Origin of the sequence: Collinsella sp. wc0529 (assembly GCF_046116875.1) — a bacterium.
Classification (GTDB): Bacteria; Actinomycetota; Coriobacteriia; order Coriobacteriales; family Coriobacteriaceae; genus Collinsella.
This window is the reverse complement of sequence record NZ_JBJXBO010000001.1, coordinates 739,401-758,895: the sequence shown is the minus strand read 5'-3', so window position 1 is coordinate 758,895 and position 19,495 is coordinate 739,401. Positions and strand designations below refer to the sequence as shown.

At 63.7% G+C, this 19,495-nt stretch carries 22 protein-coding genes and 1 tRNA gene; 6 read left to right on the top strand and 17 right to left on the bottom strand.

Going from position 1 to position 19,495, the window contains the following annotated elements:
* Positions 1–158: 158 nt before the first annotated feature.
* The 3 genes from ACKUTP_RS03175 to ACKUTP_RS03165 are packed head-to-tail and all read left to right on the top strand — an operon-like array spanning position 159 to position 2,778.
* Positions 159–701 carry a DUF4342 domain-containing protein gene (locus ACKUTP_RS03175; protein WP_409063531.1) on the top strand — a complete coding sequence of 181 codons (543 nt, stop codon included), beginning with the start codon at positions 159–161 and terminating at the stop codon, positions 699–701.
* 18 nt (positions 702–719) lie between these two features.
* The gene (locus tag ACKUTP_RS03170; protein ID WP_117847866.1) at positions 720–1,499 is read left to right on the top strand and encodes a response regulator transcription factor; all 780 of its coding nucleotides are present in this window, start codon (positions 720–722) and stop codon (positions 1,497–1,499) included.
* Positions 1,483–2,778 carry a sensor histidine kinase gene (locus tag ACKUTP_RS03165; protein ID WP_409063530.1) on the top strand — a complete coding sequence of 432 codons (1,296 nt, stop codon included), beginning with the start codon at positions 1,483–1,485 and terminating at the stop codon, positions 2,776–2,778. The genes ACKUTP_RS03170 and ACKUTP_RS03165 overlap by 17 nt, the downstream gene beginning before the upstream one ends.
* 75 nt (positions 2,779–2,853) lie before the next feature.
* On the opposite strand, the gene ACKUTP_RS03160 is transcribed toward ACKUTP_RS03165, so the two are convergent.
* Both ACKUTP_RS03160 and ACKUTP_RS03155 read right to left on the bottom strand, forming a co-directional pair.
* Positions 2,854–3,228, bottom strand: a complete 375-nt coding sequence (locus ACKUTP_RS03160) for a VOC family protein (protein ID WP_006235904.1) — start codon at positions 3,226–3,228, stop codon at positions 2,854–2,856.
* An 11-nt stretch (positions 3,229–3,239) separates the two neighbouring features.
* Positions 3,240–3,527: a PTS sugar transporter subunit IIB gene (locus ACKUTP_RS03155; RefSeq protein WP_006235903.1), complete on the bottom strand. Its 288-nt coding sequence runs from the start codon at positions 3,525–3,527 to the stop codon at positions 3,240–3,242.
* Between the two features lie 163 nt (positions 3,528–3,690).
* On the opposite strand from ACKUTP_RS03155, the gene ACKUTP_RS03150 reads away from it, so the two are divergent.
* Positions 3,691–4,314: a hypothetical protein gene (locus ACKUTP_RS03150; protein WP_006235902.1), complete on the top strand. Its 624-nt coding sequence runs from the start codon at positions 3,691–3,693 to the stop codon at positions 4,312–4,314.
* 31 nt (positions 4,315–4,345) lie between these two features.
* Positions 4,346–4,430: transfer RNA gene (locus ACKUTP_RS03145), tRNA-Leu, on the top strand.
* 345 nt (positions 4,431–4,775) lie between these two features.
* Here the strand turns inward: ACKUTP_RS03145 and ACKUTP_RS03140 are convergent.
* From ACKUTP_RS03140 to larC, 6 genes are all read right to left on the bottom strand, one after another.
* On the bottom strand, positions 4,776–5,777 hold the full coding sequence (locus ACKUTP_RS03140) for a hypothetical protein (protein WP_409063529.1): 1,002 nt from the start codon (positions 5,775–5,777) through the stop codon (positions 4,776–4,778).
* A 20-nt stretch (positions 5,778–5,797) separates the two neighbouring features.
* Complete coding sequence (locus ACKUTP_RS03135) at positions 5,798–6,568, bottom strand: hypothetical protein (protein ID WP_409063528.1); 771 nt, start codon at positions 6,566–6,568, stop codon at positions 5,798–5,800.
* 195 nt (positions 6,569–6,763) lie between these two features.
* Complete coding sequence (eno, locus tag ACKUTP_RS03130) at positions 6,764–8,053, bottom strand: phosphopyruvate hydratase (RefSeq protein ID WP_117564903.1); 1,290 nt, start codon at positions 8,051–8,053, stop codon at positions 6,764–6,766.
* A 189-nt stretch (positions 8,054–8,242) separates the two neighbouring features.
* Positions 8,243–9,103 (bottom strand): nucleoside triphosphate pyrophosphohydrolase, encoded by an 861-nt coding sequence (mazG, locus tag ACKUTP_RS03125; protein ID WP_195503586.1) that lies wholly within the window; start codon positions 9,101–9,103, stop codon positions 8,243–8,245.
* A gap of 2 nt (positions 9,104–9,105) precedes the next feature.
* Positions 9,106–9,654, bottom strand: a complete 549-nt coding sequence (yfcE, locus tag ACKUTP_RS03120; protein WP_271738938.1) for a phosphodiesterase — start codon at positions 9,652–9,654, stop codon at positions 9,106–9,108.
* 60 nt (positions 9,655–9,714) lie between these two features.
* Positions 9,715–10,200, bottom strand: coding sequence for a nickel insertion protein (larC, locus tag ACKUTP_RS03115; protein WP_409063527.1), 486 nt, complete (start codon positions 10,198–10,200; stop codon positions 9,715–9,717).
* A 295-nt stretch (positions 10,201–10,495) separates the two neighbouring features.
* On the opposite strand from larC, the gene ACKUTP_RS03110 reads away from it, so the two are divergent.
* The gene (locus ACKUTP_RS03110; protein ID WP_409063526.1) at positions 10,496–11,407 is read left to right on the top strand and encodes a PHP domain-containing protein; all 912 of its coding nucleotides are present in this window, start codon (positions 10,496–10,498) and stop codon (positions 11,405–11,407) included.
* A 120-nt stretch (positions 11,408–11,527) separates the two neighbouring features.
* Here ACKUTP_RS03110 and hisE read toward each other — a convergent pair whose 3' ends face one another.
* The 9 genes from hisE to hisG all read right to left on the bottom strand — a co-directional run bounded on the left by hisE (position 11,528) and on the right by hisG (position 19,475).
* Entirely contained in the window at positions 11,528–11,845 is a 318-nt protein-coding gene (hisE, locus tag ACKUTP_RS03105) for a phosphoribosyl-ATP diphosphatase (protein WP_195544822.1), read from the bottom strand.
* A gap of 45 nt (positions 11,846–11,890) precedes the next feature.
* The gene (gene hisI / locus ACKUTP_RS03100; RefSeq protein ID WP_195240749.1) at positions 11,891–12,220 is read right to left on the bottom strand and encodes a phosphoribosyl-AMP cyclohydrolase; all 330 of its coding nucleotides are present in this window, start codon (positions 12,218–12,220) and stop codon (positions 11,891–11,893) included.
* Positions 12,221–13,003 carry an imidazole glycerol phosphate synthase subunit HisF gene (gene hisF, locus ACKUTP_RS03095; protein ID WP_409063525.1) on the bottom strand — a complete coding sequence of 261 codons (783 nt, stop codon included), beginning with the start codon at positions 13,001–13,003 and terminating at the stop codon, positions 12,221–12,223.
* 3 nt (positions 13,004–13,006) lie between these two features.
* Positions 13,007–13,750 (bottom strand): HisA/HisF-related TIM barrel protein, encoded by a 744-nt coding sequence (locus tag ACKUTP_RS03090; RefSeq protein ID WP_195544820.1) that lies wholly within the window; start codon positions 13,748–13,750, stop codon positions 13,007–13,009.
* A complete protein-coding gene (hisH, locus tag ACKUTP_RS03085; protein WP_409063524.1) occupies positions 13,747–14,448 on the bottom strand; it encodes an imidazole glycerol phosphate synthase subunit HisH in 702 nt (233 codons plus the stop codon). The genes ACKUTP_RS03090 and hisH overlap by 4 nt, the downstream gene beginning before the upstream one ends.
* A gap of 79 nt (positions 14,449–14,527) precedes the next feature.
* A complete protein-coding gene (hisB, locus tag ACKUTP_RS03080) occupies positions 14,528–15,115 on the bottom strand; it encodes an imidazoleglycerol-phosphate dehydratase HisB (protein ID WP_117779030.1) in 588 nt (195 codons plus the stop codon).
* Complete coding sequence (gene hisC / locus ACKUTP_RS03075; RefSeq protein ID WP_409063523.1) at positions 15,116–16,231, bottom strand: histidinol-phosphate transaminase; 1,116 nt, start codon at positions 16,229–16,231, stop codon at positions 15,116–15,118. It lies immediately after the preceding gene.
* Position 16,232: 1 nt separating this feature from the next.
* Positions 16,233–17,654: a histidinol dehydrogenase gene (hisD, locus tag ACKUTP_RS03070; protein WP_409063522.1), complete on the bottom strand. Its 1,422-nt coding sequence runs from the start codon at positions 17,652–17,654 to the stop codon at positions 16,233–16,235.
* 105 nt (positions 17,655–17,759) lie between these two features.
* Positions 17,760–19,475, bottom strand: a complete 1,716-nt coding sequence (hisG, locus tag ACKUTP_RS03065) for an ATP phosphoribosyltransferase (protein ID WP_409063521.1) — start codon at positions 19,473–19,475, stop codon at positions 17,760–17,762.
* Between the last annotated feature and the right edge of the window lie 20 nt (positions 19,476–19,495).

The window sequence follows — 19,495 nt, the reverse complement described above, 5'->3', positions numbered from 1 at the left end:
CAACATTAATCTTGGCTCAAGAATCGCTTAATCTATAACCTGCACTATAGAGTTCGAACAAGGGGCGGGGCGGCGCCGCGCAACGCAGGCCGCCGAACGCAACGCTCGCGCCCGGGCAGATCGCCCGGCGTCGCGCCCATCGAACGAAAGGACAGGTCATGGACGACCTCGAAAAAGTTGAAACCATCCGCACCAAGTGCAACGCGAGCTACACCGATGCCAAGGCCGCGCTCGACGCCGCCGACGGCAACGTTTTGGACGCCATCATTTGGCTCGAGTCGCAGGGCAAGACGCAGACCACGTCGGCGCACGCCGCCACCGAGTCCGCGCCAGTCGATGAGCCCTCAGCCGAGATGGTCGCCGCGCAGGCCGCCTACGAGAAGTCGAGCGAAAAGACCGACTTCTCCAAGAAGATGGACAGCGTATGGGAGTACCTCAAAAAGCTCTTCCGCCTGAGCCTGGACACCAAGTTTATCGCCACGCGCCGCGATGCGATCATCCTCAACATCCCCATCCTGATCCCCATCATCGCCCTGTTTGCCTGGGGCGCTACGATTTGGCTGATGCTGATTGGCCTGTTCTTTGGCATGCGCTACCGCATCGACAGCGACGGCGACGTGCCCGGCAGCATCAACAACCTTATGAATCACGCCGCCGATGCCGCGGACGACATCAAGCAAAATCTGAACGACGACAAGTAATCGCAGACGGGGGCACGCATGGCACGGATCCTGATCGTAGAGGACGAGGAGAAAATCGCCCGCTTTGTGACGCTCGAGCTGGAGCACGAGGGCTACCAGGTGGAACACGCCGCCGATGGCCGCACCGCCGTGGACCTGGCGCTGGAGCGCAACTACGATCTTATTCTGCTCGATGTGTTGTTGCCGCAGCTCAACGGCATGGAGGTCCTGCGGCGCGTCCGCAAGCACAAGGATGTGCCGGTGATAATGGTCACCGCGCGCGATGCCGTGATGGACAAGGTGGCCGGGCTCGATGCCGGCGCCGACGATTACCTGACCAAGCCGTTTGCGATTGAGGAGCTGTTCGCACGGATCCGCGTGGCGTTGAAGCGCTCGGAGGCCGTGCGGGCGGCTTCGGGCGTTGGCGGCATCGGGACGGGCGCGGCAGGCGGCACGGGTGTCGGCGCCACCGCGATACCCCCGGTCAGTGACTCGACCCAGGTTTCCGCCTCGCTCTCCCCCGCCACGCTCGCCGTGGGCTCGGTTGCGCTCGACCCCGACCGCCGCGAAGTCACGGTCGGCGGCTCGCCCATTGCGCTCACGGCCCGCGAGTTCGATGTCCTCGCCCTGCTTATGGCGCATGCCGAGACCGTGCTCACGCGCGAACGCATCGCGCACGAAGCGCTGGGCTACGAATACATGGGCGACACCAACAACGTCGACGTGCACATCGCGCATCTACGCGCCAAGATCGAGGACGCCGGCGGCGTCCGCATCATCCAGACCGTGCGCGGGGTGGGCTATGTCTGCCGCGCGTAACGCCGAGGCCAAGCGCGTCACCTCCATCGCCCGCGCCATCAACTGGAGCTATATGTGGCGCCGCCTGATGAGCTACGTTTGGCTCGACCTGCTGCTAGTAGTGATTGTGGCGGCGATCCTTGTCTATGGATACAACCAGACGCTGCCCAACGGCGCGTTTACCGCAGGATGGATCCCCAGCGCCACCGTTCGCGGCATGACGCTGACGCCCGCGCGCGGCTGGGACCTGACAACGCTCACCTATACCGTCGAGCTTGCGCGTACCACCAAGACTTTCCCCCTCGCGCAGGACCTCGTCACGCTATGGCCTCTCTACCTTGTCGTTGTGGGTTGGCAGGTCATCAGCGTGCTCAACATGCTCGGCGGCGCCCGCCGCGTGCGCCGCACCATGGCGCCGCTCAACGATCTGGCCCTGCGCGTGGACGAACTCGGCCGCATGCAACTCGCCGGCGGCAAAATGGAAACACTGGAGCAGGCCATCGAGCGCGCAAGCGTCGACTCGCCGAGCGTCACCACCGGCGACGCCGACCTGGCAAGCATCGAGGTCGCACTCAACCGCCTGCTGCGCCAGATGCAAGAGGCCAAGCTGCAGCAGATGCGCTTTGTCAACGACGCGAGCCACGAGCTGCGCACGCCCATCGCGGTGATTCAGGGCTACGTGAACATGCTCGACCGCTGGGGTAAGAACGACCCGGACGTGCTGGCGGAATCCATCGCGTCCCTTAAAGCCGAAAGCGAGCACATGCAAGAGCTTGTGGAGCAGCTGCTGTTTTTGGCACGCGGCGATGCCGGGCGCACGGTCCTGCAGCGTGCGCATACCAACTTGGCTGCACTGGTCAGCGAGGTATGCGAAGAATCGCAGATGATCGATACCGAGCACACGTATCGGCTGGCTTCTGACGCTGCGCTTGCCAGCGACCCGCGCTGCGACGCGCCCGTCGACGTGGCGCTCGTGAAGCAGGCTCTGCGCGTGATCGTGCAAAACGCCGCCAAGTACTCGGATGCGGGAACGACCGTCACATTTGGCATAACGCCAGATGCGGGCGCGGGCACGATCGACATAAGTGTTGAGGACGAGGGCATCGGCATGAACCAGGAATCCGCAGCTCACGCGTTCGAGCGGTTCTACCGTGCCGACAACGCGCGCGATGCCGGCGCACAGGGTTCGGGTCTGGGGCTTGCGATCGCCAAGTGGATCGTCGACAGCCACGGCGGCGTCATCGGTGTGACCTCGGTCGAAGGGGTCGGCAGCCGCTTTACGATTCGCCTGCCACGATAGGAAGCCCCTCGGCATAAATAAAGGGATAGGGCCACGCGACCCTATCCCTTTTTGCCAGCTATGGCAGCTTGTGCGCTACTCGCGGCACAGGTGCACGGCGAAACCGGCGAACTCGCGCTTAAAGTACACGAGCTTGGTACCACCGTCGGGCAGCAGCGCGCGCGACTCTTCGTTGACCTCGAGCCCGCGCTCGGCAAACCACTTCTCAGCTGCATCGATGTCGTTAACGGCAAAGCCGATGTGGCCCTTGGTGCCACGACCGTTCTGCTTCATGATCTCGACCAGCGAATCGTTGAAGTACGAAACCGGGGTCTCGATGACGGGCAGGCCCATCATCGTCGAGAACAGCTCCGCGATCTCCAGGGCGTCTGCCGGGTCGGTGGCGTTAATGCCCACATGGGCAACGCGCATGCCAAAGAGCTCGACCGGATTGGCGTTCTGCTCATTCATACAGTCAGCGCCTACTGAGCCATGACGTCGAGAACGGCCTTCTCGGCAGCGACGCGGTTCATGCCAGTCATGAAGGGCACGCCGCTCACGTACGGGCAGGTGAGGCCCTCGGGGGCAACGGTGGTGGCGATCAGCAGGTCGGCGCCCTCGTCGCAGTAATCCTTGGCCTCGGAGATGGCGCACTGCACGATCTCGTACTTGTCGGCATAACCGTTGGCGTCGAGCAGAGTAGCGACCTTCTGGGCAACGAGCGTGGAAGTAGCAGCGCCAGCACCGCAAGCCAAAACGATCTTCTTCATAGGTAATGTCTCCCTTCATGGTTTACTTTAGGTAAGTGTACCGCAGCGAGCGATGGCACTCGGCCTCGATGAGCTTTTATGCCAGTTTGCTTGCGCGCTGCGTATAATACATCTAGTACGTGTTGTCATACCGCTCGCTTTATGAGCGACTAAGGACCCTAATATGCCCGATTCCCGCACCCTCTGGACCGCCGTCGTTATCATCTGCATCGCCGTGTCGGTGTTCTTTAGCGTCAAAAAACGCACCACGTTTAAGCGCCTGCAGCAGCTTATGGCTGCCAAGCAGTGGGACGAGTTCGATCGTTTGCTCGACGGCAAACTCACCAGCATGCTGTACCCGCGCTACAACCGCGACTACCTGCGTCTGAACTCCTATCTGCTGCGCGAGGACCACGAGCGCGCCAGCGAGATGTTCGACCTACTGCTGGGACTCAACCTCCCCAAGATGCAGCGCGTCGACTTGGTGATTAAGGCCTTTAACTACTATGTTGGCCAGGAGGACCGCAAAAAGTCCAAAGAGCTGTTGCACGAGATCAAGGGCTTTGAGGGCGGTCAGGCCGAGGCAGTTGCGCACGAGTGTCAGCTGATGTACGACACGATGATCCTCAAGCGCCACAACGACATTCCCGAGCTGGAGCGCATGCTCGAGGATGTCGGCGACGACCCGGTCAAGCGCTGCCGCTTGGAGTACCTGCTAGCCCTGCAGTACCAGAACAAGGGCGACGAAGCCAAGTTCCAGGAGTTCCTGGAGAAGTCGGGCCAACACTCGATGGCCGTCAACGCGTAACGGACGGCTTGTGCTAGACTTCTAGTCTCACGGGGGCGTGGCGGAATTGGCATACGCAGGAGACTTAAAATCTCTCGCCGCAAGGATTGTGGGTTCGAGTCCCACCGCCCCTACCATATGGAGCTTTCGAGCCCGTGTTCCTCAGGGATGCGGGCTCGCTTCTTTTAGATGCCGGTGAGACTCGAACCCGCGAGGGGGCGAGCGTTAAGCGGACGCGCAGCGTCCGTAGCGAGCCGGCGAGGGCGCCGACAGGCGGCCGAAGCCGGTGCGTATTTGCGCAGCAAATGCGCGGACGTCCCACCGCCCCTACCATATGGAGCTTTCGAGCCTGTGTCCCCAAGGGATGCGGGCTCGTTTCTTTTACACGCCGGCAGGGCTCTAAGTTGCGGTGGAATAGATCCTGTTTATACCGTTTACCAGCTTATTTAGGAACTATTTCACCGCAACTCAGAGGAAGACGGTTAAAGAGCACTCAGGCTCGGGGTCCAGCCGATGGTGGGGGTCGCGCCGTCGAGGGTCTCGTTGATGGTGGCGGCCATACCGGCGAGCAGGCTGTTCTCGCTTACGGTGAGCGTCTTGTAGCCGCCGGCACGCATGAGTTCGCGGATCACCACGGCGCCAGCCAAGATCACGCCCGCGCGTTTGGGCTGTACACCCGGCAGCGCGGCGATGCCTTCCGCGTCCAACACAGACATGCGCTCGATAGCGGCCGAGACCTGCTCCAGCGACAGCTCGCGTAGGTGAACAAAGCTCGAATCGTACGGTTCCAGCTCGTGGACCAGAGCCACCAGCGTAGTCACCGTGCCACCCACCGCGACCAGACGCTCGGCGCGCTCAAAGTCGCTGGGCAGGCCTTCAAAATAGGCGGCGAACTGCTCGCCTGCCCACGCGGCAGCGGCAGCAAGCTCGCCGCGTGCGGGTGGCAGCGTCGAGAAAAACCGCTCCGTCACGCGGCGGCAGCCAATGTCCAGCGAGCGCGTCCCTTCTAGCGCAAAGACGCCACGCTCCGGCGCATAGACGCCCGTCGCGAGCTCCGTGGATCCGCCGCCCGAATCGGCAACAATGATGCGCTCGCCGGCAAAGTCGTGCACCACGCCAAAAAACGTCAGGCGTGCCTCGACCTCGCCCGGAATCACCTGTGGCTCAAGCCCCAGATCGCGCAGGCCGTCCAGCAGCAGTGCTGCGTTGGACGCATCACGCGCGGCGCTCGTGCAGGTGGTGCAGATGCACGCGGCCCCAAAGGCACGAGCCTCGTCCACAAACATGCGGCACGCAGCGAGCACGCGCTCAACGGCCGCCTCGCAAAAGCGGCCCGTCGCGTCCACGCCCTCACCCAGATCGGTAATCTCGGTATGCTTGGACGATTCCACGATTGCCCCGCCCTCGACCTGGGCCAACACCAGTCGCGACGACACCGTTCCCAGGTCGATCGCGGCCACCTTATAGCGTTTGCAATTTGTCATTGCGAGCTCCCCTCCGGGCGCTATTTGCCGTTGGACACGACCGTCTGACCCTCGACGCCGTTAAACCCAAACAGCATGTCGAGCGCTTGGATGTACCACGGCGCGTCCTTACCGACTTCTTCGATTTCCTTGGCCACTTCGCTGGCCTTCTTGGCGTTTGAGGACTTTTTGCTCGACGAGGCATCCGAATCGTCGTCCAGGCCCTGCACTTCAATCCTCTTCTCGCCGGGCATCACCAGGCCCAGGTCCTCGGATGCCGCGTCCTTGATACCCTCCTCCGAGAGCAGCTTGTCGACGCTTTTTTGCAGGTCGTCGTTATATTGCTCGCGAATCTCGACCTGCTTGGCCAAGATGTCGCTCGAGCGTTTTGCCACATACAGGTCGCGCACGGGGAAATACAGGCTCACAAGCGCCAGGGCGACGACAATGCCAACAAACAGCCCCCGCTGGGGACCGTGGGTAAAGTCGTAGATTGCCTTGACCACCGCGTTATCGTTGGCGTAATGCATGAAGTCCGAGCCCGAAAGACGGTTCGAGGGCCTACTCGGCTTTTCATGCGTTTGAGCCGAGGAACGCTGAGCATGCTCCGAGTGCGCCGGGCGCACCGAACGTAGCGGGCGGTCCGTCGACGTATTCACTTGAGCACGGGAGTGTGAGGCACTTGTCGATCGCTGCGTGGAGCAGTCGGCACCGGCGTAATCGGACCCGCCGAGCTGCACCGTGCGCGCACGGCGAGGCGACGGCTCACGCGAACCGGCGGAATAGTACCTGTTGTCGTAAATCTGATCCATGTGCGCCTTGTGCGGTTGAGGTTTGTTTGCGCTAAGTCTTTTAGTTATAGCACGAGCGCGCGCAACGCCTTCGGCGGCCCTTGCTCGACATAAAAAAGGCGCTGAGCCATATGGCCCAGCGCCCAATGGTGCTCAACAGCGCCCGGCGGGAGCGAGGCGAATCCGAGTCAGCCCCGCCCCGCGCACGCCGTTTGCCTAGCGAATGTTGTAGAACGCGGCCTTGCCGGCGTAGCGCGCGCTGCCCTCGAGCTCGTCCTCGATACGGATGAGCTGGTTGTACTTGGCGATACGGTCGCTGCGGCACGGGGCGCCCGACTTAATCTGACCGGCGTTGACGCCCACGACCAAGTCGGCGATCGTGGAGTCCTCGGTCTCGCCGGAGCGGTGGCTCACGATGCAAGCGTAACCGGCCTCCTTGGCAGTCTCGATGGCCTCGAGCGACTCGGTGAGCGTGCCGATCTGGTTGACCTTGACCAGGATCGCGTTGGCGGCACCCAGCTCGATGCCCTTCTTGAGGCGCTCGGTGTTGGTGACGAACAGGTCGTCGCCCACCAGCTGCACCTTGTTGCCAATGCGACGGGTAAGCTCGACCCAGCCGTCCCAGTCCTCCTCGGCCATGCCGTCCTCGATGGAGATGATGGGATAGGTGTCGACGAGCTTCTCCCAGTAATCGACCATCTGGGCACTCGTGTACTCAACACCCTCGCCCTTGAGCTCGTACATGCCGGTCTCGGCGTTGTAGAACTCGGTCGAGGCCGGGTCCATGGCGTACATGAAGTCGACGCCGGGCTTAAAGCCGGCTTTCTCCACGGCCTTGGTGATGTACTCGAACGGCTCGGCATTGGTCTTGAGGTTGGGCGCAAAGCCGCCCTCGTCGCCCACGCCGCCGCCCAGGCCGGCCTCGTGCAGCACGCCCTTGAGGGTGTGGTAGACCTCGGCGCACCAACGCAGGCCCTCGGCAAAGCTCGGAGCGCCCACCGGCATGATCATGAACTCCTGGAAGTCGACGTTATTGTCGGCATGCACACCGCCGTTGAGGATGTTCATCATGGGCGTGGGCAGCAGGTGGGCATTGACGCCGCCCAGATACTGGTACAGCGACAGGCCCGCCGACTCGGCAGCGGCGCGGGCAACGGCCAGCGACACGCCCAGGATGGCGTTGGCACCGAGCTTGGTCTTGTTGGGGGTACCGTCCGCGGCAATCAGCGCGGCATCGACGGCGCGCTGATCGAAAGCGTCGAGGCCCACGACGGCGTTAGCGCACTCGTTGTTGACGTGCTCGACGGCCTGCGAAACGCCCTTGCCCAGGTAGCGGCCCTTGTCGCCATCGCGCAGCTCGCAGGCCTCAAAGGCGCCGGTCGAAGCACCCGAAGGCACCATCGCGCGGCCAAAGCTGCCGTCCTCGAGCACGACCTCGACCTCGACGGTGGGATTGCCGCGGCTGTCGAGCACCTCGCGACCGTAGACGTCCAAAATATCGCTCATGTTGTCTCCCTCTCACTTGGAAACGTAGTGGATGCAAGCGACCGGCTGACCGTGCACCGTCGGTGCGCCTCCGTAAGTTAGCCATGTCGCACTTTTTGCATTATGCCCTAAGTTAGCCGAGGGATACACTTGATTTTCGAAAAATTTAGCGGGAACGATGAGGCGTGTCAGCCCGTCGTTCCCGCAGTCTTACTCCTCCGCCTTTGCGGCATCCCACAGGTCGTTGAGGCCGTGGGTCGAAAGCTCGGCAAGATCCACGTGAGCATCGGCCGCCATCTGCTCCATCGCGGCCCAGCGACGGCGGAACTTTGCCGTGCTGGCACGAAGGGCGCTCTCGGCGTCGATACCCTCTTTGCGTGCGACGTTGACCAAGGCAAAGAGCAGGTCGCCAAACTCCATTTCGCGCTCGGGCGAGCCAGGGGCCTCGGCCTCAAACTCGGCACGCTCCTCGGCAACCTCGTCCCACACATCCTGGACCGTCTCCCACTCAAAGCCCACGGCAGCCGCCTTGCGCGACACCTTCTGAGCCTGCATCAGCGCCGGCAGATGCGTGGGCACGCCGTCGAGCAGGCCCTCGGGCGCAGCCTCGCCTGCCGCCACGGCCTTGTCCTTGGCAGCCCTCTCGGCAAGCTTGACCTCGTCCCAAATCTTGAGTACCTCGTCGGAGCTGTCGGCATCCACATCGCCAAACACGTGCGGATGACGGCGAATGAGTTTGGCGTCGATATCGCGCGCCACGTCGGCCAGCGTAAACTCGCCGGCATCCGCCGCGATCTGCGCATGCAGCACGACCTGCATGAGCACGTCGCCCAGCTCCTCGCGTAGGTGAACCGCGTCGTCCGCCTCGATGCAGTCGAGTGCCTCGTAGGCCTCCTCGATCATGTTCTTGCCGATGCTGCGGTGTGTCTGTTCGCGATCCCAAGGGCAGCCATCGGGCTGACGCAGACGCCAGATGGTCTGCACCAGATGCTGCAGCTCGGCCGACGCGTCTATCAGCGTGGACAGATCGCGCGAGCCCTCGGCATTTTGCTGAGCCATATGCTGCGCCATGGTTATTCCTCCTCCAGGATCACGTGGCGGAACGCACCGCCCTCGTAGATGCCGTAGCTGTGCGTGCCGTCCTTGGGAATGCTCACACTGCCGGGGTTGAAGAGCCACAGGCCCGGATGCGCGGCACTTTCCTCGTTGACCTTGATGTGCGTATGGCCGTAGACGAGCGCGGAGCCCTCGGGCAGCGCGGGCGCGTGGTCGACGCTGTTGTGCATGCCGGCGCCAAAGACATGGCCGTGCGTCAGGAACAGCTCGCGGCCGGTCTCGTCAAACAGCGTGGCGTAGTCGGCCATGACGGGAAAGTCGAGGACCATCTGGTCGACCTCGGCATCGCAGTTGCCGCGCACCGCGATGATGCGGTCGGCCAGGGCGTTGAGCAGCGGGATTACGCGCTTGGGGGCGTAATCGCGCGGCAGGTCGTTGCGCGGACCGTGGTAGAGCAGGTCGCCCAGCAGCACGATGCGGTCGGGCTGCTCGGATTCGATGTCGGCGACCAGGCGCTCGGCCCAGTATGCCGAGCCGTGGATGTCGGAGGCGATGAGGTATTTCATGGGGAGATCCTTTCGAATGGGGTTGATATGGCTGGGCGCAGAATGTCGCCACCAGCCGCGTTATTCAAATCGCAGTGCCGCGGCTTGTGCCGTCTGCATCACGCGCTGGAGCGGCACGTTATGCTCGCGAGCGAGACGGGCGCAGTCCTCGTACTCGGGCGCTGCACGCTCGCTGCCATCGGGCAGGGTTGCCACCTTGACGGACACCTCGCCCCATGGCGTCGTTACGCGCTCAAAGCGGCGTGGCAGGCAAACGCGCTCCATGACCTGGCGACGAATGCCGTTGGTCGTGGTTTCCAAAAAGATAATCGTCTGCAGGCGCTCGATATCCTCGTGAGCACAGATTACCTGTAGCTGCCAGCTGGGGCGGTCTTTCTTGCAATAGAGGGGCAGCCAATGTACCTCGCGAGCACCCGCCTCGCGCAGGCGGTCGGCGGCATAGGCGAGCACCTCGGGCGACGCGTCGTCGATGTCGCACTCCAGCTTGACGATGGTCTCGGGCGCATCGGTCTCGCGGGACAGCGGGGATGTGCTATCGCATTGCATACGGTCCGGATCCTTTCCGCGCGGGCTCGTTTTGTTCATCCAAACGCTAGCACATTGGACGTGGCACAGACGTGACTTTCGTCCGTCGCCGCCCTCGCTCCTATCCAAACATGTACATCAGCCTCCAAACATGTCATTTTCTGCAGCTTTTGGAGGCTGATGTGCATGTTTTGAGAGCGCAAGCGAGGCCGCACCGCGCACCCTTTCCAGTCGATTTCGGCCCCCCGGTGCGCTCGTCGCATCGGGGGCCGCGCCATTACAATGGAGCGGTTTCGCCAAATGCAAAGGAGTCGCCATGTCTGCCTGCCCGCTGGTCGATTGCCATACCCACACCTCGTTCTCGGACGGCCATGCCTCGTTTGAAGACAACGTTCGCGCCGCTGCTGCGGCCGGCTGCCGCGTCATGGTCTCGGCCGACCATCTCACACTGCCCGCCAGCATGGATGCCAACTGCGAAGTGCAGGTTACTGAGGGCGACCTGCCGGCACATCGTCTGGCTTTTGAGGATGCTCGCAAGCTTGCCGCGCAAATCGCGCCGGAGCTCGAGCTTATCTATGGCTTTGAATGCGATTGGTACGAGGGCTGCGAGCCTTTGGTTGAGCGCTGGTCCCAGGGCGCCGTCGTACGCCTGGGCAGTGTGCATTGGATTGGCAACCCAGGCGATATCATGGCCGGCGCCGCGGGTACGGCGGGAACGGAAAACGTCGCTCGTCCCGATACACCCGATTCCCTTTGCGGTTGGATCGACGACGACACCAACCTGCACGTTTGGGAAAACCTGGGGGTACACGGCGTGTGGGAGCGCTACGTCGACGACTGGTGCCGCGCTTGCGAAAGCTCACTCAACTTTGACGTAATGGCCCATCCCGACCTGGTCATGCGCTTTTCGAAGGAAGGCTTTGCGCCCGACTTTGACCCGACGCCGTTCTGGGGGCAGATGGCCGAGTGCGCTCACGACACGGGCCGCCGCGTTGAGGTCTCGACCGCCGCGCCGCGCAAGGGGCTCGACGATTACTATCCCGCGACCGGGCTATTGCGTTGCTTCGCCCACACCGAGGTACCCATCACCTTTGGCTCGGACGCACACCGCGCCTGCGACATCTGCTGGAACATCCGCGAGGCCCAGGCCCACGCTTACGACTGCGGCTACCGAACCTTCGACATCCCCCACCCCAACGGCGAATGGGAATCCACACCCCTCGACTAGCCATCCCTTCATAAGTTGCGGTGGAATAGGGATTGTTTTGCCTGATGAAGCGCTTAAACAGTCCCTATTTCACCGCAACTTCCATGACCCCGTTACACCAACAAAGACTGTCCCAAACGACTAGTGGCGGCGGGCGTTGAGTTCGCCGGCAAGCTCGTCGAGGGTGATACCGTAGCGCTCAAGGGTTACGAGCAGGTGGTAGACCAGGTCGCCGGCCTCGTAGCGGATGTGATCGTGATCGTTATCCTTGCAGGCCATGATCACCTCGCTCGACTCCTCGGCAAGCTTCTTGAGCAGCTCATCCTCGACGTCGGTCAGCAGACGCGCGGTATAGCTCTCCTGCGGCGATGCATCACGACGACCGTGAATCACCTCGGCGAGCCCCGTCAGCGTCTCACCGATATTTCCATCCTGAATGTTTGCGGTGCGCACACCCATAGTTCAATCCTTTCTGGTGGCCGAGCGTCTAATCGAGCGCCCGCCCTACGCGAGTTTCTTAAAGAAGCAGGTACGGTTGCCGGTGTGGCAAGCCGGGCCCGGCGAGTCAACCTTGACCAGCAGCGTATCGCTATCGCAGTCGGCCCAGAGCTCCTTGACCGCTTGCATATTGCCGCTCGTCGCGCCCTTGTTCCAGAGCTCCTGGCGACTGCGGCTCCAAAACCACGTGGTGCCGGTCTTGAGCGTCAACCCCACCGACTCCTCGTTCATCCAGGCAACCATAAGCACCTCGCCGGTGTCATACTGCTGAACCACACAAGGAATCAGCCCCTTGGCGTCGTATTTGAGCTCGGACGCAGTTGTCACTTGCTCCATTTAAAAATCCAATCTCACGGGAATAGCCTGCGACGCCATATACTCCTTCACCTGGCGAATGCTGAAGGTTCCAAAGTGAAAGACGCTCGCCGCCAGCACGGCGTCGGCCTCGCCCTCGATCACGCCCTCGGCAAAATGCTCGAGCGTGCCCGCTCCGCCGCTCGCGATGACGGGAATCGGCACCGCGCGCGCCACGGCGCGGGTGAGCGCCAGGTCAAAGCCGGCCTTGGTGCCGTCGCGGTCCATACTGGTGAGCAAGATCTCGCCGGCGCCGCGACGGGCCGCCTCCTCGGCCCACGCCACCGCGTCGATACCCGTGGCGTTGCGGCCGCCTGCGGTAAAGACCTCCCACTTGTCGGCACCAGATGCGCCGGGCAAACCGACGCGCTTGGCATCGATCGCCACGACCACGGCCTGGCTGCCAAACGCCGCGGCAGCCTGGCTAATCAACGACGGATCGCGCACGGCGGCAGAGTTAAGCGACACCTTGTCGGCGCCGGCTGCAACCATGGTGCGCATGCCCGCCAGGTCGCGAAAGCCGCCGCCCACGGTATAGGGAATAGCGAGCTCCTCGGCCGCATGCGCCGCCATCTCGATGGTCGTCGCGCGGTTGTCGCTCGTGGCGGTAATGTCCAGGAAGACAACCTCGTCCGCACCCTCGCGGTCGTAGGCGCGGGCTAGCTCCACCGGGTCGCCCGCATCGCGCAGGCTCACAAAGTTGACGCCCTTGACCACGCGGCCGTCCTTGACGTCCAAGCAGGGAATCACGCGTTTGGTAAGCATGGGCTACTCCTCCCCTCGGGCGGCGGCTAGCGCCTGGGCCAGCGTAAAGTTGCCCTCGTAGAGCGCACGGCCGGTAATGGCGCCCTCAATAGCATCCTCACCCACCGCGGCCAGTGCGCGGATATCGTCGAGCGTCGAGATACCACCCGAAGCCACGACGGGAAAGCCCGCGACCTCGGCCACATGACGATACGCCGCCACATCGATGCCCGTCTGCATGCCATCGCGCGCGATGTCGGTATACACCAGATGCTTAAAGCCCAGCTCGGAAAGCTGCGCCACGGCATCGTCGAGTGCCACGCCCGCGCCGTCGCGCCAGCCGTTCACCTTGACCTGGCCGTCGCGTGCGGCGATATCTGCCACCAGCAGCTCGCCAAAGCCGCGAGCCGCCACCTCGGCAAATCCCGGCTCGGTCACGATCACCGTGCCCAGCGCGATGCGACGCGCGCCATAGCCGGCAAGCTCGTCGATGCGCGCGAGCGAGCGAACGCCGCCGCCCACGTCCACGGACAGACCGTCGACGCCGCAGATAGCCTTTATCGCCGCCGAGTTGGCAGCGCACGCATCCTCGTCCTCGCCAAAGGCAGCGGACAGGTCGACGACGTGCACCCAGCTCGTGCCCTGCTCGGCAAAGGAGCGGGCAACGGCCACGGGGTCGTCGGAATATACCTTGCAGCGGCTCCGGTCACCGCGCTCCAGGCGCACGACCTTACCGCCGATCAAATCGATTGCGGGAAACAGAATCATCGGCCGGCCCCCTCGACGATGCTCACAAAGTTTTTAAGAATGCGCTGACCCAGCGCGGAGGATTTCTCGGGATGGAACTGGCAGCCCCACACGTTGCCATGGCGCACGATGCACGGGAAGCTCCGCGTATAGTGCGTGCGCGCCAGCACATCGGCGGCATCGGCATCGTCGGACACCGCGTAGCTGTGGGTGAAGTACATGTTGGCACCCTCGGCAAAACCAGTAAGCAGCGGATCGGCCGCACCGGTGGGCGTCATGTGCACCTGGTCCCAGCCCACGTGCGGCACCTTCAGGCGACTCGACTCCAAGCGCGTGCACGAACCGCACATAATACCCAGGCCATCGACCCAGGGGCCACCGGCCTGCTGGGGGGTGTTGCCATCGGCAACCGCGCCCTCGTCCGCAGGCACGCCTTCGTTGCCGCGCTCAAAAAATAGCTGAAGGCCCAGGCAGATGCCGAGCAGCGGAGTTCCGGCGGCGACGGCATCGAGCACCGCGTCCGCCTCGCCGCTCTGGCGCATAAAGGCGATCGCGTCATAGAACGCGCCCACGCCCGGGATGACCAGGCCGTCGGCATTACGGATCTGCTCCGGATCGTCCGATGTGCAGGCGGCGGCACCGGCGCGCGCAAGCCCGCGCGCAACGCTCGACAAGTTGCCCTTGTGGTAGTCAACCACCACGATCTTCGGTTCGCCCACGCGACCCCTCCACTTCTCATCATCCAAAACCACCACAAAGGTGCCTGTCCCCTTTGTGGTGGTTTTACCCTTGTGACGGTTACAGCGATCCCTTGGTGCTGGGGATGCCCTGCACGCGGGGATCGAGCTCGCAGGCGTGGCGCATCGTGCGACCCACGGCCTTAAAGGCGGCCTCGATAATGTGATGCGAGTTGCCGCCCGCCAGCTCGCGCACGTGCAGCGTGAGCTTGGCATCGCGCGCAAAGGCGTAGAAGAACTCGACGGCCAGCTCGGTATCGAAGCTGCCCACGCGCTCGGTCGGCACGGGCAGCTCGCAGTAGGCCTGCCCGCGCCCCGAAATATCAACAGCAGCCATCACGAGTGTCTCGTCCATGGCGATCGCCGCGTCGGCAAAGCGTGTAATGCCCGCCTTGTCGCCCAGCGCCTGGCAAAACGCCTCGCCCAGCACAATGCCCGTGTCCTCGACGGTATGATGCGCATCGACCTCCACGTCGCCCACCGCGTGCACCGTCAGATCGAACAGGCCATGGCGGCCAAAAGCGTTGAGCATGTGGTCGAAAAACGGCACACCGGTCGAGATATCGCACACGCCGCTTCCATCCAGGTCGAGCTTTACGACAATGTCGGTCTCGCCCGTCTTGCGGGTCACCTCGGCATAGCGGTCCATCTACATCTCCTCCTTCACCAGCGCGGCAAACGCAGCCAGCACCTCGTCGTTTTCCTGCGGGGTGCCCACGGTAATGCGCAGGCAGTCCGCGAGCCCCGGCGCGTAGCTAAAGTCGCGCACCAAAATCGAATACTCGTCGCGCAGACGCTCGCGCACGCGCGTGGCATGCGACGTGCGCACGAGCACAAAGTTCGCCGCGCTCGGCCATGCCTCCACGGGCATGCCCTCGGCAGCCATTGCATGCAGGGCGCACAACTCGCGCTCGCGCTCGGATGCGACCTGTGCCACCACAGGCGCATACGCATCGCGGGCACGCACGCAGGCAAGCGCGGCGGCCTGGCTTAGCACGTTAACCGAGTAGATTTGGCGAATCGCCGCAAACACATCGATGACCTCGGGCGCCGCGATCACATAGCCCAGACGCGTGCCGGCGGCGCCAAACGCCTTGGACAGCGTATGCAGAATCACCAGGTTGGGATGCTCGGCGATAAGCCCCTGCGCCGTGGTAGCCGCGCCAAACGAATCGTCCGCAAACTCAACGTAGGCCTCGTCGACCATGACCATGCCGGGGCATGCATCGCACAGGGCCGCGACAAAGTCGAGCGGCGCCACGTCGCCCGTGGGGTTATTGGGCGAGGTCACGATGGCCAAGTTGCACTCCGGCGCCGCGGCGAGCATGGCTGCCTGGTCGAGCTCAAAGCTCGTCGGATCACGCCACACGTCGCGCACCTCGGTCTGGCACAGAGACGCAAAGAACGCATACTCGCTAAAGCACGGCGGGCAGTTGAGCAGGGTCCGTCCCGCGCCGCCAAACGCCAGCAGGTAGTTATAGAGCAGCTCGTCGCCGCCGTTGCCCACGCAAATATTCTCACGTGCCACGCCATGCCAGGCAGCAAGCTCATCGCGCAGGTCGTTGGACATGGGGTCGGGATAGCGGTTGAGCGGCGTGGCAGCCAGGGCCGCGTCGACCGCCTTGCGCACGCCAGCCGGCACGGGATAGGTGTTCTCGTTGGCCGAAAGATTGATGCGCGTGGGCGCAAAGTCGGGATCGTAGGGTTCGATACCGGCCAAGTAGGGCTGGACGAGCTCCTTCATGCGCGGCGTGAGTTCGGCCATGTTAGGCCTCCTCGCCGGTCGCGCCAGCGGAAGCCAGGTCCACACCCTTGGCAACCGTCGCCACGGCGTCGCCCGGCCAGGCGACCTTGGTCAGGTCGGCCGCAGCCAGAGACTCGGCACTCACGGCATCCTCGCCCTGCTCCAGCACACGGCGACGCAGAGCGGCGGATAGCGCGTGCGCCCACAGGCCCTCGGCCTCGGCCAGACGTTGTGTGGCGGGAGCGTCGGAGAGCAGGCCCTCGGGCGTATAGCAAATGACGCTCGAGCGCTTAACGAACTCTTCGACCGAAAGCGGGTTGGAGAACATGGCCGTGCCGCCAGTCGGCAGCGTGTGGTTGGGACCGGCAACGTAATCGCCGAGCGGCTCGGAGCTCCAAGCGCCCACAAAGATGGCGCCGGCGTTGCGAATGCCGCCGAGCAGGCCCATCGCATCCTTGCAGTGCAGCTCCAGGTGCTCGGGCGCCACGGTGTTCACGGCCTCGACGGCGGCAGCCATATCGGCGGCCACCACGATGGTGCCTTCGTTGTCGAGCGAGGCGCGCGTGATTTCGGCGCGTGGCGACTGCGCCACCAGAATGTCGATGCCAGCCTCGACCTCGCGCGCAAACTGCCCATCGCAGGTCACCAGATAACAGGCGGCCAGCGGATCGTGCTCGGCCTGGGCCATCAGGTCTGCCGCGACCACCATGGGCTTGGCCGTGGCATCGGCCAGCACGCAGACCTCGGACGGGCCAGCGACCATGTCGATTCCCACGTCGCCCGAGACAATCTGCTTGGCAGCGGCAACAAAAGCGTTGCCCGGACCGGTGATTTTATCGACACGCGGAATGCTCTCGGTACCGTACGCCAGCGCGGCCACGGCCTGAGCGCCACCCACCATATAGATTTCGTCCACGCCGCCGAGTTTTGCCGCGGCGAGCGTGTAGGGGCTGATCAGGCCGTCTTTTTGCGGCGGGGTCACCATTACCACGCGCTTGACGCCGGCGACCTTGGCGGGAATGGCGTTCATGAGCACCGTGGAGGGATACTGCGCGCGACCGCCCGGCACGTAGATGCCGGCCGCCGCGAGCGGGGTCACCTTAACGCCGAGCATCGTGCCGTCCGGGCGCGTGGTAAACCAGCTCTGCTCGACCTCGCGCTGGTGGAATTCGCGAATCTGGCGTGCAGCCTTTTCGAGCGCCGCGACAAAAGCGGGATCGAGGCCTTCGAGCGCGGCATCGATCTGCTCTTGCGGCAAGCGGAAGCTCTGCAGCTCGACACCGTCAAAACGCTGACAGTAATCGCGCACCGCGGCATCGCCGTTGGCACGCACGTTGGCCACGATATCGCGGGCGGCGTCGACGATGTTTTGCGGCAGCACGCCCTTGCGGTTGAGCTGGTTAGTAACGAGGCGCTCACCGGGAGCAAGTTTGATGGTCTTCATATCGGTATCCCCTATCGGTCGAGGTTATGTTCGAAAAACGAGAGACCGGGCGGCGGCGCCAATCGGCCCGCAGCCCGTACGCTGGGACGCCCGTGCGTGCTCGCGCTATTGTGCCGAGCCCGCAACGGGCTCAAAATGCTTGTCCTTCACGGCCGCGGCCAGACGATCTGCCAGATTGCGTACGCGCGAATCCAGGCGTGCGGCACCTGGATTGACAAAGAAACGGGCCGTGCAGTCCATGATGCGACCGGTAATGACCAGGTCGTTGTCGCGTAGCGTGGCACCCGTGGCGGTAATGTCCACGATGCGATCGGTCATGCCGACGATGGGGCCCAGCTCGATGTTGCCGTGCAGCGAAACGATGTCGGCGTTCACGCCTCGCTCGGCATACCAGGCGCTCGCGATGCGCGGATACTTGGTGGCCACGCGAAGCGACCCGCGACGAGCATAGTTGCGCTCGGCCTGACCGGCGCGCCGTGCGGGCTCCGCCTCGATAAAGGTGCACAGGCCATAGCCCAGGTCGACCAGCTGCAGCAGGTTGAGGTCTGCCTCGATGAGCGAGTCCCAGCCGCAGATGCCGCAATCGGCACCGCCGCAACCCACAAAGGCAGGCGCATCGCTGGGACGCACGATGACAAACTCGATATCGCCGACCGCGCCCTCGCCGGCACGCGTGTCGCGGCCGCGCACGATCAGGTGACGGCCGGGGTCACGCAGCTCGGAGACGTCCAGGCCCGCGGTCTCGAGCACGTCGAGCGTGTCGGCCTTAAGCGAGCCCTTGGGCACGGCGATACGCAGCGGCCCCTCGGCGCCACGGCCCACGGCGTGGTCGCCATCGGAAGCGGCGTCCTCGGCCGAGGTGCGCACGGCCTCCAGACGCTCGAGCGAAAAGGCGAAGCCCGCCGCCGGCACCTCGATACCGTCGCCAAACGCACCGGTAAAGATGGAGTCGTAGCGTCCGCCCGAACCGACCGGATCGGGCAGGCCGCCGGCATAGGCCTTAAAGACCAGACCCGTGTAGTAATCAAAAGAATTCATGATGGAGAAGTCGAAGGACAGCACCTGGGCGTCCTCGGGAGCCAGGCCCTCGACCAGGGCACGCAGCTCGCGCGTCAGCGGCGCGACGATGCCGGCAGCCTCCAGCAGCGCATCCACGCGGTCGAGCACCTCGGCACCACCGTGCAGGCGCGGCAGCTCGCTAATGGCGGCCTTGACGGCATCGGACTCGGCGCTGGCAGCCACGCGGGCATCGAGGCCCACAAAGTCGTTGGCATGCACGCAGCGCAGGGCCTCGGCAGCCAGCTCACGATCCTCGCATACCGCGAGCAATTCCTTAAAAGGACGCACGCTGCCTGCGATAATGCGCGCATCGGGAAGTGCCAGCTCGCGCACGGCCTCGGCGACCAGCGAGACAATCTCGACATCGCCCGAGGTATCGCCCGCGCCGATAAGCTCAAAGCCCAACTGCGTAAACTGGCGCGAACCACCGGCATTGCGCTGACACTCGCGAACCACCGGCGCCTCGTAACGTAAGCGCAGAGGCAAGTCGGCAGCGCGCATACGGGTCGAAACCAAGCGCACGATCGGCAGCGTGTTGTCGGGACGGACCACCAACAGGCGGCCGTCGTCATCAAAGAGCTTAAACGGCGTGTCCGCAATGCGGCCGCCTTCCTCGAGCGAACCCTTGTCCTCGAGCAGCGGTGTCTCGACCGGAAGGTAATGATGCTCCCTGAAGCAGCCCTTCACCGTACATGCGATCTCCTCGCGCGCCTGAGCCTCCTCGGGCAATATGTCCCGGAATCCCCACGGTGTGGCCGTCATCTGGTGAGCCTCCTCATGCT

Excerpts from the sequence above, each read along its gene's own strand:
- ACKUTP_RS03175 (WP_409063531.1), top strand. The coding sequence starts at position 159 with ATGGACGACCTCGAAAAAGTTGAAACCATCCGCACCAAGTGCAACGCG.
- hisI (WP_195240749.1), bottom strand. The coding sequence starts at position 12,220 with ATGGAGCAAGTGACAACTGCGTCCGAGCTCAAATACGACGCCAAGGGG.
- hisG (WP_409063521.1), bottom strand. The coding sequence starts at position 19,475 with ATGACGGCCACACCGTGGGGATTCCGGGACATATTGCCCGAGGAGGCT.
- ACKUTP_RS03150 (WP_006235902.1), top strand. The coding sequence starts at position 3,691 with ATGCCCGATTCCCGCACCCTCTGGACCGCCGTCGTTATCATCTGCATC.
- hisE (WP_195544822.1), bottom strand. The coding sequence starts at position 11,845 with ATGGGTGTGCGCACCGCAAACATTCAGGATGGAAATATCGGTGAGACG.
- ACKUTP_RS03155 (WP_006235903.1), bottom strand. The coding sequence starts at position 3,527 with ATGAAGAAGATCGTTTTGGCTTGCGGTGCTGGCGCTGCTACTTCCACG.
- ACKUTP_RS03135 (WP_409063528.1), bottom strand. The coding sequence starts at position 6,568 with ATGGATCAGATTTACGACAACAGGTACTATTCCGCCGGTTCGCGTGAG.
- ACKUTP_RS03090 (WP_195544820.1), bottom strand. The coding sequence starts at position 13,750 with ATGATTCTGTTTCCCGCAATCGATTTGATCGGCGGTAAGGTCGTGCGC.
- mazG (WP_195503586.1), bottom strand. The coding sequence starts at position 9,103 with ATGGCGCAGCATATGGCTCAGCAAAATGCCGAGGGCTCGCGCGATCTG.
- yfcE (WP_271738938.1), bottom strand. The coding sequence starts at position 9,654 with ATGAAATACCTCATCGCCTCCGACATCCACGGCTCGGCATACTGGGCC.
- ACKUTP_RS03160 (WP_006235904.1), bottom strand. The coding sequence starts at position 3,228 with ATGAATGAGCAGAACGCCAATCCGGTCGAGCTCTTTGGCATGCGCGTT.
- ACKUTP_RS03140 (WP_409063529.1), bottom strand. The coding sequence starts at position 5,777 with ATGACAAATTGCAAACGCTATAAGGTGGCCGCGATCGACCTGGGAACG.
- ACKUTP_RS03165 (WP_409063530.1), top strand. The coding sequence starts at position 1,483 with ATGTCTGCCGCGCGTAACGCCGAGGCCAAGCGCGTCACCTCCATCGCC.
- hisF (WP_409063525.1), bottom strand. The coding sequence starts at position 13,003 with ATGCTTACCAAACGCGTGATTCCCTGCTTGGACGTCAAGGACGGCCGC.
- ACKUTP_RS03170 (WP_117847866.1), top strand. The coding sequence starts at position 720 with ATGGCACGGATCCTGATCGTAGAGGACGAGGAGAAAATCGCCCGCTTT.
- ACKUTP_RS03110 (WP_409063526.1), top strand. The coding sequence starts at position 10,496 with ATGTCTGCCTGCCCGCTGGTCGATTGCCATACCCACACCTCGTTCTCG.
- eno (WP_117564903.1), bottom strand. The coding sequence starts at position 8,053 with ATGAGCGATATTTTGGACGTCTACGGTCGCGAGGTGCTCGACAGCCGC.
- larC (WP_409063527.1), bottom strand. The coding sequence starts at position 10,200 with ATGCAATGCGATAGCACATCCCCGCTGTCCCGCGAGACCGATGCGCCC.
- hisB (WP_117779030.1), bottom strand. The coding sequence starts at position 15,115 with ATGGACCGCTATGCCGAGGTGACCCGCAAGACGGGCGAGACCGACATT.
- hisC (WP_409063523.1), bottom strand. The coding sequence starts at position 16,231 with ATGGCCGAACTCACGCCGCGCATGAAGGAGCTCGTCCAGCCCTACTTG.
- hisD (WP_409063522.1), bottom strand. The coding sequence starts at position 17,654 with ATGAAGACCATCAAACTTGCTCCCGGTGAGCGCCTCGTTACTAACCAG.